The organism is Sphingomonas sp. MM-1 (assembly GCF_000347675.2).
Taxonomy (GTDB): Bacteria; Pseudomonadota; Alphaproteobacteria; order Sphingomonadales; family Sphingomonadaceae; genus Sphingomonas_E; species Sphingomonas_E fennica.
The window spans coordinates 397,616-412,936 of record NC_020561.1; the positions used below are offsets into that span (position 1 = coordinate 397,616).

At 68.1% G+C, this 15,321-nt stretch carries 16 protein-coding genes; 12 read left to right on the forward strand and 4 right to left on the reverse strand.

What is annotated here, in order from left to right; genetic code table 11:
• Together rpsR and rplI are read left to right on the forward strand one after the other, a co-directional pair.
• On the forward strand, positions 1 to 225 hold the full coding sequence (gene rpsR, locus G432_RS01850; protein WP_010125005.1) for a 30S ribosomal protein S18: 225 nt from the start codon (positions 1 to 3) through the stop codon (positions 223 to 225).
• 13 nt (positions 226 to 238) lie between these two features.
• Positions 239 to 835, forward strand: a complete 597-nt coding sequence (gene rplI, locus G432_RS01855) for a 50S ribosomal protein L9 (protein ID WP_015457110.1) — start codon at positions 239 to 241, stop codon at positions 833 to 835.
• Between the two features lie 83 nt (positions 836 to 918).
• On the opposite strand, the gene G432_RS01860 is transcribed toward rplI, so the two are convergent.
• Positions 919 to 1,821, reverse strand: a complete 903-nt coding sequence (locus G432_RS01860) for a PAS domain-containing protein (RefSeq protein ID WP_015457111.1) — start codon at positions 1,819 to 1,821, stop codon at positions 919 to 921.
• 232 nt (positions 1,822 to 2,053) lie between these two features.
• On the opposite strand from G432_RS01860, the gene G432_RS01865 reads away from it, so the two are divergent.
• Both G432_RS01865 and G432_RS01870 read left to right on the forward strand, forming a co-directional pair.
• Positions 2,054 to 2,488 (forward strand): TadE/TadG family type IV pilus assembly protein, encoded by a 435-nt coding sequence (locus tag G432_RS01865; RefSeq protein WP_015457112.1) that lies wholly within the window; start codon positions 2,054 to 2,056, stop codon positions 2,486 to 2,488.
• A 2-nt stretch (positions 2,489 to 2,490) separates the two neighbouring features.
• A complete protein-coding gene (locus G432_RS01870; RefSeq protein ID WP_015457113.1) occupies positions 2,491 to 4,155 on the forward strand; it encodes a pilus assembly protein TadG-related protein in 1,665 nt (554 codons plus the stop codon).
• Positions 4,156 to 4,180: 25 nt separating this feature from the next.
• Here G432_RS01870 and folE read toward each other — a convergent pair whose 3' ends face one another.
• The 3 genes from folE to G432_RS01885 all read right to left on the reverse strand — a co-directional run bounded on the left by folE (position 4,181) and on the right by G432_RS01885 (position 7,576).
• Positions 4,181 to 4,786 (reverse strand): GTP cyclohydrolase I FolE, encoded by a 606-nt coding sequence (gene folE / locus G432_RS01875; RefSeq protein WP_041865068.1) that lies wholly within the window; start codon positions 4,784 to 4,786, stop codon positions 4,181 to 4,183.
• A gap of 152 nt (positions 4,787 to 4,938) precedes the next feature.
• Positions 4,939 to 7,065, reverse strand: coding sequence for a malate synthase G (locus tag G432_RS01880; protein WP_015457115.1), 2,127 nt, complete (start codon positions 7,063 to 7,065; stop codon positions 4,939 to 4,941).
• A 139-nt stretch (positions 7,066 to 7,204) separates the two neighbouring features.
• Positions 7,205 to 7,576 carry a hypothetical protein gene (locus G432_RS01885; protein ID WP_015457116.1) on the reverse strand — a complete coding sequence of 124 codons (372 nt, stop codon included), beginning with the start codon at positions 7,574 to 7,576 and terminating at the stop codon, positions 7,205 to 7,207.
• 111 nt (positions 7,577 to 7,687) lie between these two features.
• Here G432_RS01885 and G432_RS01890 point away from each other — a divergent pair, with 111 nt between their 5' ends.
• The 8 genes from G432_RS01890 to accD all read left to right on the forward strand — a co-directional run bounded on the left by G432_RS01890 (position 7,688) and on the right by accD (position 15,316).
• Entirely contained in the window at positions 7,688 to 8,908 is a 1,221-nt protein-coding gene (locus tag G432_RS01890; RefSeq protein ID WP_015457117.1) for a hydrolase, read from the forward strand.
• Positions 8,905 to 9,921, forward strand: a complete 1,017-nt coding sequence (locus G432_RS01895) for an arginine N-succinyltransferase (protein ID WP_015457118.1) — start codon at positions 8,905 to 8,907, stop codon at positions 9,919 to 9,921. The genes G432_RS01890 and G432_RS01895 overlap by 4 nt, the downstream gene beginning before the upstream one ends.
• Positions 9,922 to 9,924: 3 nt before the next feature.
• Positions 9,925 to 11,178, forward strand: a complete 1,254-nt coding sequence (locus G432_RS01900; protein ID WP_015457119.1) for an N-succinylarginine dihydrolase — start codon at positions 9,925 to 9,927, stop codon at positions 11,176 to 11,178.
• Positions 11,179 to 11,264: 86 nt separating this feature from the next.
• Positions 11,265 to 11,717 (forward strand): nuclear transport factor 2 family protein, encoded by a 453-nt coding sequence (locus G432_RS01905; protein WP_015457120.1) that lies wholly within the window; start codon positions 11,265 to 11,267, stop codon positions 11,715 to 11,717.
• Between the two features lie 71 nt (positions 11,718 to 11,788).
• On the forward strand, positions 11,789 to 12,430 hold the full coding sequence (locus tag G432_RS01910) for a phosphoribosylanthranilate isomerase (RefSeq protein WP_015457121.1): 642 nt from the start codon (positions 11,789 to 11,791) through the stop codon (positions 12,428 to 12,430).
• Positions 12,427 to 13,650 (forward strand): tryptophan synthase subunit beta, encoded by a 1,224-nt coding sequence (gene trpB, locus G432_RS01915; RefSeq protein ID WP_015457122.1) that lies wholly within the window; start codon positions 12,427 to 12,429, stop codon positions 13,648 to 13,650. The genes G432_RS01910 and trpB overlap by 4 nt, the downstream gene beginning before the upstream one ends.
• Complete coding sequence (gene trpA, locus G432_RS01920; protein WP_015457123.1) at positions 13,647 to 14,471, forward strand: tryptophan synthase subunit alpha; 825 nt, start codon at positions 13,647 to 13,649, stop codon at positions 14,469 to 14,471. Before trpB ends, trpA begins: the two co-directional genes overlap by 4 nt.
• Entirely contained in the window at positions 14,468 to 15,316 is an 849-nt protein-coding gene (gene accD, locus G432_RS01925) for an acetyl-CoA carboxylase, carboxyltransferase subunit beta (RefSeq protein ID WP_015457124.1), read from the forward strand. Before trpA ends, accD begins: the two co-directional genes overlap by 4 nt.
• The last annotated feature ends 5 nt before the right edge of the window (positions 15,317 to 15,321 follow it).

The following is a 15,321-nucleotide window of genomic DNA, read 5'->3' on the forward strand; positions in this document are numbered from 1 at the left end:
ATGGCACGCCCGTTTTTCCGTCGCCGCAAGAGCTGCCCCTTCTCCGCGAAGGACGCTCCCCGGATCGACTATAAGGATGTCCGTCTGCTCCAGGGCTTCGTGTCCGAGCGCGGCAAGATCGTTCCCAGCCGCATCACCGCGGTTTCCGCCAAGAAGCAGCGCGAACTCGCCAAGGCGATCAAGCGCGCCCGTCACATCGGGCTTCTCCCCTACATCGTGAAGTAAGGAGCTTACCGCAATGGAAGTCATCCTGCTCGAACGCGTCGAGAAGCTGGGCGCCATCGGCGATGTCGTGACCGTGAAGAACGGCTACGCCCGCAATTTCCTGCTTCCGCGCAAGAAGGCGCTCCGCGCCAACGAAGCCAACAAGAAGGTGTTCGAGGCGAACCGCGAGCGCCTGATCGCCGAAAACGCGCAGCGTCGTGAAGCCGCCGTCGCCGATTCGCAGGGCATCGACGGCAAGACCGTCACGCTCATCCGTCAGGCGTCGAACGTCGGCCACCTTTACGGCTCGGTCTCGGCCCGCGACCTTTCGGAAGCGCTCGAAGCCGAAGCGATCAAGATCGCCAAGAGCCAGATCGTGCTCGATCGCCCGATCAAGACGATCGGCCTGCACGAAGTGAAGATCGCGCTTCACCCGGAAGTGTCGGTGACGATCAAGGTGAACGTCGCCCGCAGCCCGGAAGAAGCCGAGCTGCAGGAACAGGGCGTCGACGTCATGGCCTCGATGTTCGAACGCGACGCCGCCGGCTTCACCGAGGATTACGATCCCAACGCCGAACCCGGCGAGATCGCCGCCGAGGAAGCCCCGGCCGAGGAAGAAGCGGAGGGCTGATCCCCCGTTTCTCCCACATGCGGGAAAGAAAAAGGCCGTCCGGAGCGATCCGGGCGGCCTTTTTCCTGCCTGCCGTCCCGCGCTCACGCCAGCGGCGTCACCACCAGCACGGCACCGCTGCTCGAATATTCGCCCTTCAGGTCGGCCAGGCCGATGCGCACCGGCAGTTCCCCGCCGCGATTGACGAGCAGTTCGGTATCGAACGCCGCGGGGCCGGCGCCGCTCAGCACCGCCTCCACCCGCTCGCCCGCCTCCACGCGGCGCTTGAGCGGCAGGATGTCGGTCAGGCGCACGCCCGCCAGCGTCTGCGGCGTGAAGCCCGCCATCGCCGCAAGCTGATCGTCCACGCGGGTGAAGGTGCCGCGCGGGCTCAGCCAGCCATGGCCGATGCCGCCATGGGCGGCGGCGGCGGCCGTCGCGGCCGATATCGCGACATTCTGCCGCCGCATCTCCACCTCGTCCCCGGCATTGCGGAAAAGCACGGCGGCACCGCGCCCGAACGGGAAGGTCTGCAGGTGCAGCCAGTCATCGGGCGAAGCGAAGGAGGGCGCGTCGAACGCTCCCGTCTCGCCCGATCGCACCGCGCGCGCCAGATAGGTTTCCAGCAGCGAATGGGACACGCCGGGGTATATCTCGCCCAGCTTCCGCCCCATCAGCAGATGGCGATGCCCGCGCAGATAGCAGGCGGCCACCGGGTTCATCCGGGTCACGGCCAGATCGGCGTCGAAGGCGATGAAGCCCTGCGCGATCAGATCGACCACCGCCTCCAGCCGCTGGTCCGCATCCACCCCGTCCGGGCCGCTGTCGTTGCTGGCGCCCGCGCCTTCCACCAGCGCCCGATAATTGGCGGTGGAAAGCATCACCAGCCGTTCGCGGCCGTGATGCGTGATGAACAACGGCCCGGTCGCCACCCTATCCTGCCAGCGGCCGAACTTTCGGACCAGTTCCGCCGAAGTAACGCTGAGACGATCTATCGCATGTGTCATTGGTCATACCCCAGTTAACCAAAAGAACACGCAATGACTGGGAAAATTTGGTTTACGAAAACTTGCCGACCATGCCCCGGTCATATCCATTCCGGACTTAGGCGACGGATATCCGCCGATCCCTTGCTCCATAATGGATCGGTATATTGTGCATGGCCCAGCGGAATGCCGCCAACCGCCTTCTAAGCACGCCGCCTTATCTTGGTCCGCAACCGGCAACGGGAGGGATCGGATGATCGGCGCAACGGCGAAAAAGGTGAAGATCGGGGGAGCGATTCGCGGCGATCGCGGCGCGGCGGCGGTGGAATTCGCGCTGGTGGCACCGCTCTTCCTGCTGATCCTGCTCGGCGTCGTCACCTATGGCGGCTATTTCTGGCGGGCGCATTCGCTTCAGCAGGTCGCCAACGACGCCGCGCGCGTGGCGATCGGCGGCCTCGACGCGGCCGAACGCGCCAGCCTCGTCCACGCCAGCGTAGCGGAGGAGATCGGCCCGCTCGCCGGCCTCGATCCCGGCCGCGCCTCGGTGTCGGTCCGCGAGGTGGGCGACGCCATGACGGTAACGCTGGATTATGATGCGTCGGACGATCCCTTCCTGCGCTTCGGCCTGGTGCCCCTGCCCGATCGCCGCATCCGCCGCACCGCCGCCATCCGCCTGACGGGGCTTTGACGATGCGCCCCTTCCCCTCCCCCCTGGCCGCGCTGCGCCGGGATGCCGGCGGCGGCGTCACCATCCTTGCCGCCGCATCGATGATGGCCTGTCTCGGCTGCCTCGCGCTGGCCGTCGATCTCGGCTCGATCTATTTCGAAAGCCGCAGGCTTCAGGGCGTGGCGGATGCCGCGGCGATCGCCGCCGTCGCCGATGTCGTCCACGCGGACGCCGCCGTCCGCGCCACGGTGCAGGCGAACCGGCTGCCGGAGCCGGTCACCCAGAAGGTGGAGCTTGGCTCCTGGCGCGCCGATCCGGCGGTGCCGCTGGCCCAGCGCTTCACGCCGTCCCCCTCCGATCGCTCGGCGGCGCGCGTCACGCTCGGCACCGATGCCCGGCTCTATTTCGGCATCGTCTCGCTCGGCCGGCGCCACACGCCGATCCAGCGCAAGGCGATCGCGGCACGCTCCAACCTCGCCAGCTTCTCGATCGGGTCACGCCTTGCCGGCCTGCAGGGCGGCATCGCCAATGCGCTGCTCTCCGCGCTGGCCGGATCGCAGGTGAACCTGTCGGTGATGGATTATAATGCGCTGGCCCAGGCCGATGTCGATCTGCTCGCTTTCTCCGATGCGCTGCGCGCCAGTCTCGACCTCACGGCCGCCTCCTACGATCAGACGCTGTCGGCCGATCTCACCACCGGGCAGGCGCTGGAAGCGATCGCGCATGCGCTTCAGGATCAGGGATCGGCCGATGCCGCCGCCGCCGTCCGCAAGCTGCTCTCCACCGTCGCCGCCGCCAAGCCCGCCGCGCTCGACAACCTGATCGATCTCGGTCCGATCGGCGCGCAGGACCATGCCGTCCCCGGCCAATATGTGAAGGTCAACGCCTTCGATATGACCCGCGCGCTGCTGGAGCTCGCCAACGGCAACCGCCAGGTGGCGCTCGATCTCGGTGCCTCGATTCCCGGGATCACCAAGACGACGGTGAAGCTCGCCATCGGCGATCGCCCGGCCGATTCCCCGTGGCTCGCCGTCACCGCCAAGGGGGAACCGGTGATCCGCACCGCCCAGACCCGCGTCTATATCGAGGTGGAGGTGCTGCCCGCCGGATCGCTGCTCGGCATCGCCAATATCCGCCTGCCCTTGTTCATCGAGCTAGCCGCCGCCGAGGCCAAATTGTCCGCGATCGATTGTTCCAACCGCCGTGCCGGCGGCGCCACCCTGCTGGTCCGCCCGTCGATCGGCCACGCCGCGATCGCCAACCTCTATCCGGCGGATATCTCGAACCACAAGCAGCCGTTGGTGGAAGGGCCGGCCCCGCTGGTCAGCGTGCCGCTCGTCACCGTCACCGGCCAGGCCCGGGTCGATCTCACCGCGCCGGTGTGGAAGACGGTCGCCTTCTCGCCCGCCGAGATTTCGGCCCGCACGGTGAAGTCGGTCTCGTCGGACAGCCTCATCCAGGGGCTCGTGCTCTCGCTGATTTCCGGGCTGAACCTGAACGTGAACATCATCGGCCTGGGGATCGGCACCGGGCCGGTGGGCCAGCTGATCGGCAACACGCTGGCGCCGGTCGCGCCGGCGCTCGATGGGCTGCTCAACGCGCTTACCGACCTGCTCGGCCTGCACCTCGGCCAGGCCGACGTCCGGGTGAACGGCGTGCGCTGCGGCGCGCCGGCGCTGGTGGCGTGAGCGCGGCCGGGGGCCGCGCCCGCGCTCAATAACCCATCAGCTTCAGCACTTCCGCGCGCGATCGTTCGTCGTCGCGGAACACGCCCATCATCCGGCTGGTCGTCATCACCACGCCCGGCGTCTGCACGCCGCGCGCGGTCATGCAGGCATGCGTCGCCTCGATCACCACCGCCACGCCATGGGGGGCGAGATTGTCCCAGATGCAGTCCGCCACCTCGGCCGTCAGCCGTTCCTGCACCTGCAGCCGGCGGGCGAAGCCGTGCAGCACGCGGGCGAGCTTGGAAATGCCCACCACCCGCTCGCGCGGCAGATAGGCGATCGCCGCCTTGCCGATGATCGGCGCCATATGATGCTCGCAATGCGACTGGAAGGGGATGTCCTTCAGCAGCACGATCTCGTCATAACCGCCCACTTCCTCGAAGGTGCGGCTCAGATGGCGGGCCGGATCGTCGCCATAGCCCTTGCAATATTCCTTCCACGCGCGCGCGACGCGCTTGGGCGTATCCAGCAGGCCTTCGCGCGTGGGATCGTCCCCCGCCCAGCGCAGCAGGGTGCGGATCGCCTCCTCGACGTCTTCCGGCACCGCGATCTTCGCGGGGGTTTCCATCATCTCGCCCATGGCGGCTCCCATCCTCATCCGGCCGTCCTTCATCATTGAACATGCCCTTGATGAAAGCGCCTAGCCATCGGAGGCAGGCTTGCCAAGCATGGTCGGGCCGGCGGATCGGCCAAAATCCCCGATGAAGACGCGAACTGGCCCGCCGGCCCCGGCCGGATGGAGGATCAGGCCGCCTCCGCCTGCTCGGCCGCGTCCGCCAGCTTGCGGGCGATGCGGAAACGATGGAGCAGCGGCTCGGTATAGCCGTTGGGCTGCCCCGTTCCTTCGAATACCAGCGCGCGCGCCGCCTGGAAGGCAATGCTCTCCTCCGGTTCGGTCGCCATCGGGCGGTAGAGCGGATCGCCGGCATTCTGGGCATCCACCTTCGCCGCCATCCGCCGAAGCGCAGCCTCCACCTCCTCGGCGGTGCACACCCCATGCAGCAGCCAGTTGGCGATATGCTGGGAGGATATGCGCAACGTCGCCCGATCCTCCATCAGGCCGATATCGTGGATATCGGGCACCTTGGAGCAACCGACCCCCTGGTCGATCCAGCGGACGACATAGCCCAATATGCCCTGGGCGTTATTGTCCAGCTCCTCGGCGATCTCCTCCGCCGTCCAGTTGCGCCCTTCCGCCAGCGGGATGGTGAGCAGCCCGTCCAGCGGCGGCACTGCCTCGCGGGCGATCTCCGCCTGCCGGGCGAACACGTCGACCAGGTGGTAATGCATCGCATGCAGCGTCGCGGCCGTCGGGCTCGGCACCCAGGCCGTGCTGGCCCCGGCGCGCGGATGGGCGATCTTCTGGGCCAGCATGTCGGCCATCCGGTCCGGCGCGGCCCACATGCCCTTGCCGATCTGCGCCCGGCCCGAAAGGCCGCAGGCCAGGCCGATGCGGACATTGCGATCCTCATAGGCGGATATCCAGGCCGCGCCCTTCATCTCGCTCTTGCGGATCATCGGCCCCGCCTGCATCGACGTATGGATCTCGTCGCCCGTGCGATCGAGGAAGCCGGTGTTGATGAAGGCGATCCGATCGCGCACCGCGTGGATGCAGGCCGCGAGGTTGGCGGAGGTCCGCCGCTCCTCGTCCATCACCCCCACTTTCAGCGTGTGGCGGGCGAGGCCCAGCATATCCTCGATCGCGTCGAACAGCCGATCGGTGAAGCCCGCCTCCTCCGGCCCGTGCATCTTGGGCTTGACGATATAGACCGATCCCGCCCGGCTGTTGCGGAAACGGCCGTGCCCGGCCAGGTCGTGCATCGCGATCAGGCTGGTGACGATACCGTCCAATATGCCCTCCGGCGCCTCCGTGCCGTCCGGCAGCAGCACCGCCGATGTCGTCATCAGATGGCCCACATTGCGCACGAACAGCAGGCTGCGGCCCGGCAGGGTGAAATCGGTGCCGCCGGGCGCGGTCCAGGCGCGGTCCTCCTCCAGCGCCCGGGTCATCGTCCGGCCGCCCTTGTCGAAGCTGGCGGCAAGATCGCCCTGCATCAGCCCCAGCCAGTTGGCATAGGCCGCCACCTTGTCCTCGGCATCCACCGCGGCGACCGAATCCTCCAGGTCCACGATCGTGGTCAGCGCCGCTTCCAGGACGACATCGGCAATGCCGGCCGGATCGGTCGCGCCGATCGGGCTTTCGGAATCGATGCGAAGCTCGATGTGCAGGCCGTTATGCCGGAATAGCAGCCCGCCCGGCTTGCGGCCCACCAATTGCGCCGGATCGGCGAGGACGGGCTCGCCGCCCGCGAAATCGGCCCATTGCCCGGAAGCCAGCGGCACGGCCTCGTCCAGGAACGCCTTGGCCCGCGCGATCACGGCGGCGCCGCGTTCGGCATCATAGCCACCGGGCTTCGCCGCGCCGGGCAGCGCATCGGTGCCGTAAAGCGCGTCATACAGGCTTCCCCAGCGGGCATTGGCCGCATTCAGCAGGAAGCGCGCGTTGAGCACCGGGACGACGAGCTGCGGCCCCGCCATCCGGGCCACCTCCTCGTCGACCTGCCGGGTGCCGATCTCGAACGGCGCGGGCTCGTCGGCCAGATAGCCGATCGATCGCAGGAAGGCGCGATATTCCCTGGCATCGATCGGCTTGCCCGCCCGCAATTCGTGCCAGCGATCGATCTCGGCCTGCATCCTGTCCCGCTTCGCCAGCAGGGCGCGGTTTTCCGGGGCGAATCGCGCGAACAGCCCGGCCACCTCCGCCCAGAAGGCAGCGGCCTCCATTCCCGTGCCGGGCAAGGCCCTGGTCTCGATGAAATGGCTCAACGGCTCGGCTATGCGCAGTCCGGCGCGCTGGACATAGGCTGGCATGCGATCTCGACTCCCAATGAAAACCACGTGCGATCATGCCGCATCAAGCGGCACGCCATCGAACGCCTTTTCTGGGGAGGAGCAGGCTCCGCCTATATCGGCAATCCATGCGGGGCATGCAACCCCGCGCCGCCGCGAATCAGTCGATTCGCGCGACGGCCAGCGTTTCGGCCGGCAGCACGCGGGCCAGATCGGTGCTGATACGGCGGACGCCGCCGGCGCCTCCGCCCATCGCCCGGATCAGATCGGGCGCGCCGACGACGATCGTCTGCCGGCCCGCCGCATCGGCGCGCAGCCGCGCCATGCTCTGCGGGTCGTTCAGGATTTGCCTTGAGATCGAACCGGTTGCCGCCGGCTCGCCCAAGCGGTCTGCGATCACATGCCGCACCGCTATCGCATCGACGCCGTTTTCCACCAGCAGCTGATAGCCGCTATTCTGGGCCATGGCCGGCCCGGAAATCATCATGGAAACAGAGCAGAGCAACAGCCCAGCCACGGTATAAATGCGCATTTCGTCATCCTCTCCCGGCAGCCGCTGGCGTTTGCGCTCTCATCGGCGGATCAAATCCTGCACGGAAGTCGGGGGTGACGCAAGTCTCCCCTGATCGCTAGGATCGCGGGCATGAACCACCCCGCCCCCCTCGATCGCGAGGAAGCTCATATCCTCGAACGCGCGGCGGCCGCGCCCATGCTGGCCCAGGTGGAACGCTGGGCCGCCATCAACAGCGGATCGCGCAACCTTGCGGGCCTTGCCCTGATGGCGGAGGAACTGACCTCGGCCTTCGCCGTCCTGCCGGGCGATATCGCGCTCCTCGAAGCGGCGCCGGCGGATGCCGTGGCGGCCGACGGCGCCCGCGTCGCCATCGCCCACGGCCGCAACCTCCACCTCGCTGTCCGCCCCGACGCGCCCGTCCAGATCCTGCTCACCGGCCATATGGATACGGTATTCGCCGCCGATCATCCCTTCCAGGCGCTGCGCTGGCTGCCGGATGGCACGCTGAACGGCCCCGGCGTGGCCGACATGAAGGGCGGCATCGCCGTGATGCTCGCGGCCCTGTCCGCCATCGAAGCCAGCCCGCTTGCGCCGCGCATCGGCTATGAGGTCGTCATCAACAGCGACGAGGAAGTGGGATCGGCCGGCTCCGCCCCGCTGATCGCCCGCGCCGCGCGGGGCAAGGCGGCGGCACTCACCTATGAACCTTCGGCCCTGCCCGATGGCACGCTGGCCGGCGCGCGGCCCGGCAGCGGCAACTTTTCGGCCGTGATCACCGGCCGGGCCGCCCATGCCGGCCGCAACCCGGAAGACGGGCGCAACGCCATCGTCGCCGCCGCCGATTGCGCGCTCCGCCTCGCCCGCGCCGCGCGCGCCGGCCTTTCCGTCAATCCGGCCAGGATCGATGGCGGCGGCCCCAACAATGTCGTGCCGGATCACGCGATCCTGCGCTTCAACCTGCGCCCCGCCACGCCACAGGACGAAGCCCAGGCGAGGGCGATCATCGATGCCGTCATCGCCGAGGTCTCGGCCGAGCATGGCGTCTCCATCCATCTCCATGGCGGCTTCGGCCGTCCGCCCAAGCCGATGGATGCCGCCGCCGAGCGGCTTTACGCGCTGGTCCGCGATTGCGGCGCCGATCTGGGCCTGAAGCTTGGCTGGAAGCCCACCGGCGGGGTATGTGACGGCAACAACATCGCCGCCTGCGGCGTGCCCGTGGTCGATACCATGGGCGTCCGCGGCGGCGCGATACATTCCGGGGAGGAATATCTGATCGTCGATTCGCTGGGCGAACGCGCCCGCCTGTCCGCCCTCGTCCTGCTTCGCCTTGCCGCGGGGCGTCACGCATGAGCTTCGTCATTCGCCCGTCCCGCCCGTCGGATCTCGATTCGCTCTACGACATGGCCAAGCTCACCGGCGGCGGCTTCACCAACCTGCCGGCGGATCGCCCGTCGCTTGCGGCCAAGCTCGAACGTTCGGCCGCCGCCTTCGCCAAGGCGGAAGATGTCGAGGGGGACGATCTCTATGTGCTGATCCTGGAAGATACGCTGACCGGCAAGGTCGCCGGCACCGCGCAAATCTTCGCCAAGGTCGGCCAGCACTGGCCCTTCTACAGCTATCGGCTCGGCACGCTCACCCAGACCTCGCAGGAGCTGAACCGCACCTTCCGGGCGGAAATGCTCACGCTCACCACCGATTATGAAGGCTATTCGGAAGTGGGCGGCCTCTTCCTCCACCCGCGCGAACGCGCTGGCGGGCTGGGCTTGCTGCTGGCCCGCAGCCGCTACCTCTTCATCCGCCAGCATCGCGCACGCTTCGGCAAGCGGGTGCTGGCGGAGCTGCGCGGCGTGATCGACGAGGCCGGCGGCTCGCCCTTCTGGGACGGGCTGGCCGGCAAGTTCTTCGGCATGAACTTCCAGGAGGCGGATGCCTTCAACGCCGTCCACGGCAACCAGTTCATCGCCGATCTGATGCCCAAGCATCCGATCTACACCGCCATGCTGCCGGAAAGCGCGCGATCGGTGATAGGCCTGCCGCATCCCAGCGGCCGCGCCGCCATGCGGATGCTGGAGAATGAAGGCTTCCGCTACGAAGGCTATGTCGACATCTTCGATGGCGGCCCCACCATGGCCGCCTCGATCGACGATATCCGCTCGATCCGCGACGCGGCCGACGCCAAGCTGCGCAGCATCGATGCCGAGGAGGGGATAAACGTGCTCGCCGCAACCGGCCACCTCGCCGATTTCCGCGCCTGCTACGCCCAGGTCGATGTGGAGGCGGACGGCCGCGCCACCATCGATCGCCGGGCCGCCGATCTGCTCGGCGTCGCGGCCGGCGATGCCATCACCTTCGTGGCGCGCTGAACCATGGCAATCATCGAGATCAATTTCGACGGCATCGTCGGCCCCACCCACAATTATGCCGGGCTCAGCCTCGGCAATCTCGCCGCCACCGCCAATGCCGGCCGCACCTCGCATCCCCGCGCGGCCGCGCTCCAGGGCATCGCCAAGATGCGCGCCAACCTCGCCTTGGGGCTGCCGCAGGGGATATTGCCGCCCCATCGCCGGCCCGATCGCGCCTGGCTGGCTTCGCTGGGCACCACGGCGGAGGATGCCGATCCCGGTCTCCTCGCCAATGCCCTTTCCGCCTCGCCGATGTGGGCCGCGAATGCCGCCACGGTATCGCCCGCGCCCGACACGGCGGACAGCCGCTGCCACCTGACCGTCGCCAATCTCGTCACCATGCCGCATCGCAGCCATGAATGGCAGGGGACGCTCGCCCAGTTGCGGCTGGCCTTCGCCGATGCCGCGCATTTCGCCGTCCACGGCCCCGTGCCGCCGCCCTTCGGCGATGAAGGCGCCGCCAATCACATGCGGCTCGCCCCCAGCCACGGATCGCCCGGCGTCGAGATTTTCGTCTATGGCGAGAAAGGCGGCCCCTTCCCCGCCCGCCAGCATATCGAAGCCAGCCGGGCGGTGGCCCGCCTCCACGGCCTCGATCCGTCCCGCACCCTCTTCGCCGCCCAGTCGGAAGAAGCGATCGCCGCCGGGGCCTTCCACAACGATGTCGTCGCGGTCGCCGACGGCCGCGTCCTCTTCGCCCACGAACAGGCATTCGCGGACAAGGACCGCTTCTACGCGGACCTTCGCCGGCTGATGCCCGATGTCGAGATCGTCGAGGTCCCCGCCGCCCGCGTCAGCCTTGACGATGCGATCCGCTCCTACCTGTTCAACGCCCAGCTCGTCACCTTGCCCACAGGCGAAAGCGCGCTGATCCTGCCCACCGAGGCGCGGGATACGCCCGCCGTCTGGGCCTGGCTCAACGATATGGTCGCCGGCAACGGCCCGATCCGGCGGCTGGAACTGGTGGACGTGCGCGAATCCATGTCCAACGGCGGCGGCCCCGCCTGCCTGCGCCTGCGCGTCGCGGCCGACCCGGCGACGATCGACCCGCGCTTCCTGGTCGATCCCGCGCGGCTCGATGCCATCGCCGCCCTGGTCGAGCGCCACTGGCCGGAGGCGATCGCCCCGCAGGACCTCGCCTCCCCCGATCTATGGGTTCAGGCCGAGGCCGCGCGCGCGGCGCTGCTGGACTTCCTCGGCCTAAGCGAGCTGATCTGAAGATCGTGGCCTTCCCGCCGCTTTAGGGCCGCGCTCCCGTCCTCGCCGGGCTGGACGCGCAGGCGATGGCGATGGACGCTCACCCCATGTCCGAATCCATTATTCTCCAGCTTCTCCTCGACGAACGCGCCATCTACCGCCAGCTCTGCCGCTTCGCGGAGGCGATGGACCGGCGCGAATGGCACCGCCTCGATGATGTGCTGCTGGAAGATGCGGAGGCCGATTACGGCATCGGCCGTCGCTTCGGCCGGGCGGCGATCGTCACGGAAATGCGCAGCTTCCTCGATGGTTGCGGCCCCACCCAGCATCTTCTCGCCAATGTCGTGATCGATGTGGACGGCGATGCCGCGACGAGCAGCGCCTATGTGGCGGACATGCATGTCGGCCTTGGCGATCGCGCCCACCTCACCTTCCGCACCCTGGGCGATTATCGGGATCGCTGGGTCCGCACCCCCGCCGGCTGGCGCATCGCCGAACGGATCAAGCACAACCGCGCCCATGTCGGCGACATGGCGGTGCTGGGCCCCGGCCCTCAATAGCTTCCCCCTCGCGGCTTGGCTTCGCGCCTCGCATGCACTAGGGCTCCGGGCCTTCCGAGAAGGACCAGCGCTTGCCTGTTCAGACCAAGATTTGCGGCCTTTCCACGCCCGAAACGCTGGGTGCGGCCATCGCCCATGGCGCCGCTTATGTCGGCTTCGTCTTCTTCGCGAAAAGCCCGCGCAACCTCGATTTCGATCGCGCCGCCGCGCTCGCGGCCCTCATTCCCGGCCATGTCCGCAAGGTGGGCGTGCTCGTGAACCCCGATGACGCCTTCGTCGATCGGGCGGTGGCGGCCGCCGGCCTCGATATCCTGCAACTTCACGGCGCCGAGCCGCCCGAGCGCGCCGCCGTCCTCGCCCGCCGCCACGGCATCGGCATCTGGAAGGCCATTCCGGTCAAGGCCCGCGCGGATCTCGCCGCCGCCGCCCGCTATCGCGACGCCGCCGATCGCATCCTTTATGACGCCAAGACGCCAGACGAGGCCGATCTGCCCGGCGGCATGGGCCTGCGCTTCGACTGGCATCTGCTCGAAGGCTTCCGGCACCCGCTGCCCTGGGCGCTTTCGGGCGGCCTGGATGCCCGCAACCTCGCCGAAGCCGTCGGCGTCACCGGCGCGGATCTGGTGGATACGTCCTCCGGGGTGGAAACCAGCCCCGGCGTGAAGGATGTGGACAAGATCGCCGCCTTCCTCCAATCGGCGTCACAGCTATGACCCCAACTCCAGCCATACCCAATTCGCTTCGCACGCAGCCCGATGCGCGCGGCCATTTCGGCCAGTTCGGCGGCCGCTACGTCGCCGAGACGCTGATGCCGCTGATCCTCGATCTCGAGCGCGAATATCGCGCGGCCAAGGCGGACCCCGCCTTCAAGGCCGAATTCGACGATCTGATGAAGCATTATGTCGGCCGCCCCAGCCCGCTTTATTTCGCGCCCCGGCTGACGGAGCATCTGGGCGGCGCGAAGATCTACCTGAAGCGCGAGGAACTGAACCACACCGGCGCGCACAAGATCAACAACTGCATCGGCCAGATCCTGCTCGCCCGCCGCATGGGCAAGACGCGGATCATCGCCGAAACCGGCGCCGGCCAGCACGGCGTCGCCACCGCCACCGTCGCCGCGCGCTTCGGCCTGCCCTGCACCATCTTCATGGGCGCAGTGGACGTGGCGCGCCAGCAGCCCAACGTCTTTCGCATGAAGCTGCTCGGCGCCGAGGTCGAAGCCGTCCAGTCCGGCGCGCAGACGCTGAAGGATGCGATGAACGAGGCGCTGCGCCACTGGGTCGCCAACGTCCACGACACCTTCTACATCATCGGCACCGCCGCCGGCCCGCACCCCTATCCGGAACTGGTGCGCGATTTCCAGTCGGTGATCGGGGATGAAACCCGCGCCCAGATCATGGAGGCGGAAGGCCGCCTTCCCGATACGATCATCGCCCCCGTCGGCGGCGGATCGAACGCGATCGGCATCTTCCACCCCTTCCTCGACGATCCCGATGTCGCGCTGATCGGTGTGGAGGCAGCGGGCGACGGGCTCGATACGCCGCGCCATGCCGCCAGCATCGCCGGCGGCTCGCCCGGCGTGCTCCACGGCAACCGCACCTATCTGCTCCAGGACGAGGACGGCCAGATCGCGGAGGCCCATTCGATTTCCGCCGGGCTCGATTATCCGGGCATCGGGCCGGAACATAGCTGGCTGCACGATATCGGCCGGGTCCGCTACGAACCCTGCACCGATGCCGAGGCGCTGGCCGCCTTCCAGACGCTGTGCCGGCTGGAAGGCATCATCCCCGCGCTCGAATCCGCCCATGCGCTCGCCGTGGCCGAACGGATCGCGCCCACCATGGGCAAGGACGAGATCCTCGTCGTCAATGTCAGCGGCCGGGGGGATAAGGATATCTTCACCGTGGCAAAGGAACTGGGGGTGGAACTGTGAGCCGCCTTGCCGCCACCTTCGCGGCCTGCGCCGCCGAGGGCCGCGCCGCGCTCGTCACCTTCGTCACCGGCGGCGATCCCACGCCTGCGGCCACGGCCGATATCCTCGATGCGCTGGTCGCGGGCGGCGCCGACGTGATCGAACTGGGCATGCCGTTCACCGATCCGATGGCCGATGGCCCTGCCATCCAGCGGGCGAATCTTCGTTCGCTCGGCGCTGGAACAACCACCGCCATCATATTGGATATCGCCAGGAATTTCCGGCAACGCCACCCGCATGTGCCGCTGGTGCTGATGGGCTATGCCAACCCGATGGTGCGCCGTGGTCCGCAATGGTTCGCCGGGGCCGCGGCCGAAGCGGGCGTCGACGGCGTGATCTGCGTCGATATCCCGGTCGAGGAGGATGACGCGCTGGGGCCGACGCTCCGGGATGCCGGCATCGACATCATCCGGCTCGCCACCCCCACGACGGACAAGGCCCGCCTGCCCGCCGTGCTCGCTGGCGCCTCCGGTTTCCTTTACTACGTCTCGGTCGCCGGCATCACCGGGCTTCAGCAGGCCGCGCAGGCCAGCATCGAGGCGGCGGTGGCGGGGCTGAAGGCGGCCACCGATCTGCCGGTCGCGGTCGGCTTCGGCGTCCGCACGCCGGCGCAGGCGGCTGCCATCGCCAGGGTCGCCGATGGCGTCGTCGTCGGCTCCGCGATCGTGGAGGCGATCGGCGCCGCAGCCGCCGAAGGTCGCGATTCTTCGTCGGATGTATTCAATATCGTCAAAGGGTTGAGCGACGCTGTTCGCACCGCCCGACAGGAGCAGGCAGCATGAGCTGGATCGACAGGGTCCGCAAATCCATCCCCTTCATCGCCAAGCGGGAGACGCCGGACAATCTCTGGCATAAATGCCCCGGCTGCGGGCAGATGGTGTTCGTCAAGGAATATGAGGAAAACCAGTCGGTCTGCCCGCGCTGCGATCATCATGGTCGCATCGGCCCCGACGCGCGCTTCAACCAGCTTTTCGACGGCGGCGTCTATACGCTGCTGCCGATGCCGGCGGTGCGCGAGGACCCCCTCAAATTCCGCGATTCCAAGCGTTATACCGATCGCATCAAGGCCGCCCGCGCGGCGACGGGCGAGCAGGATGCGCTGATCAATGCCAAGGGCCTGATCGAAGGCAAGAAGGCCGTGGTCGGCGTGCAGGATTTCGCCTTCATGGGCGGATCGATGGGCATGGGCGTGGGCGCCGCCTTCGTGGCCGGGGCCGAAGCCGCGATCGCGGAACGCTGCGCCTATGTGATCTTCACGGCGGCCGGCGGCGCGCGGATGCAGGAAGGCATTCTTTCGCTGATGCAGATGCCCAAGACGACCGTGGCGATCGAGATGCTGCGCGAGGCCGGCCTGCCCTATATCGTCGTCCTCACCGATCCCACCACCGGCGGCGTCACCGCATCCTATGCGATGCTGGGTGACATCCAGATCGCCGAGCCGGGCGCCCTGATCGGCTTCGCCGGCCAGCGGGTGATCGAACAGACGATCCGCGAAAAGCTGCCGCCGGGCTTCCAGCGCGCCGAATATCTGCTGGAACATGGCATGGTCGATATGGTCACGCATCGCCACAAGCTGCGCGAGACGCTGGCCACCCTCGTCGATTATCTGGTGCCGGAACCGGCCTGAAGGCA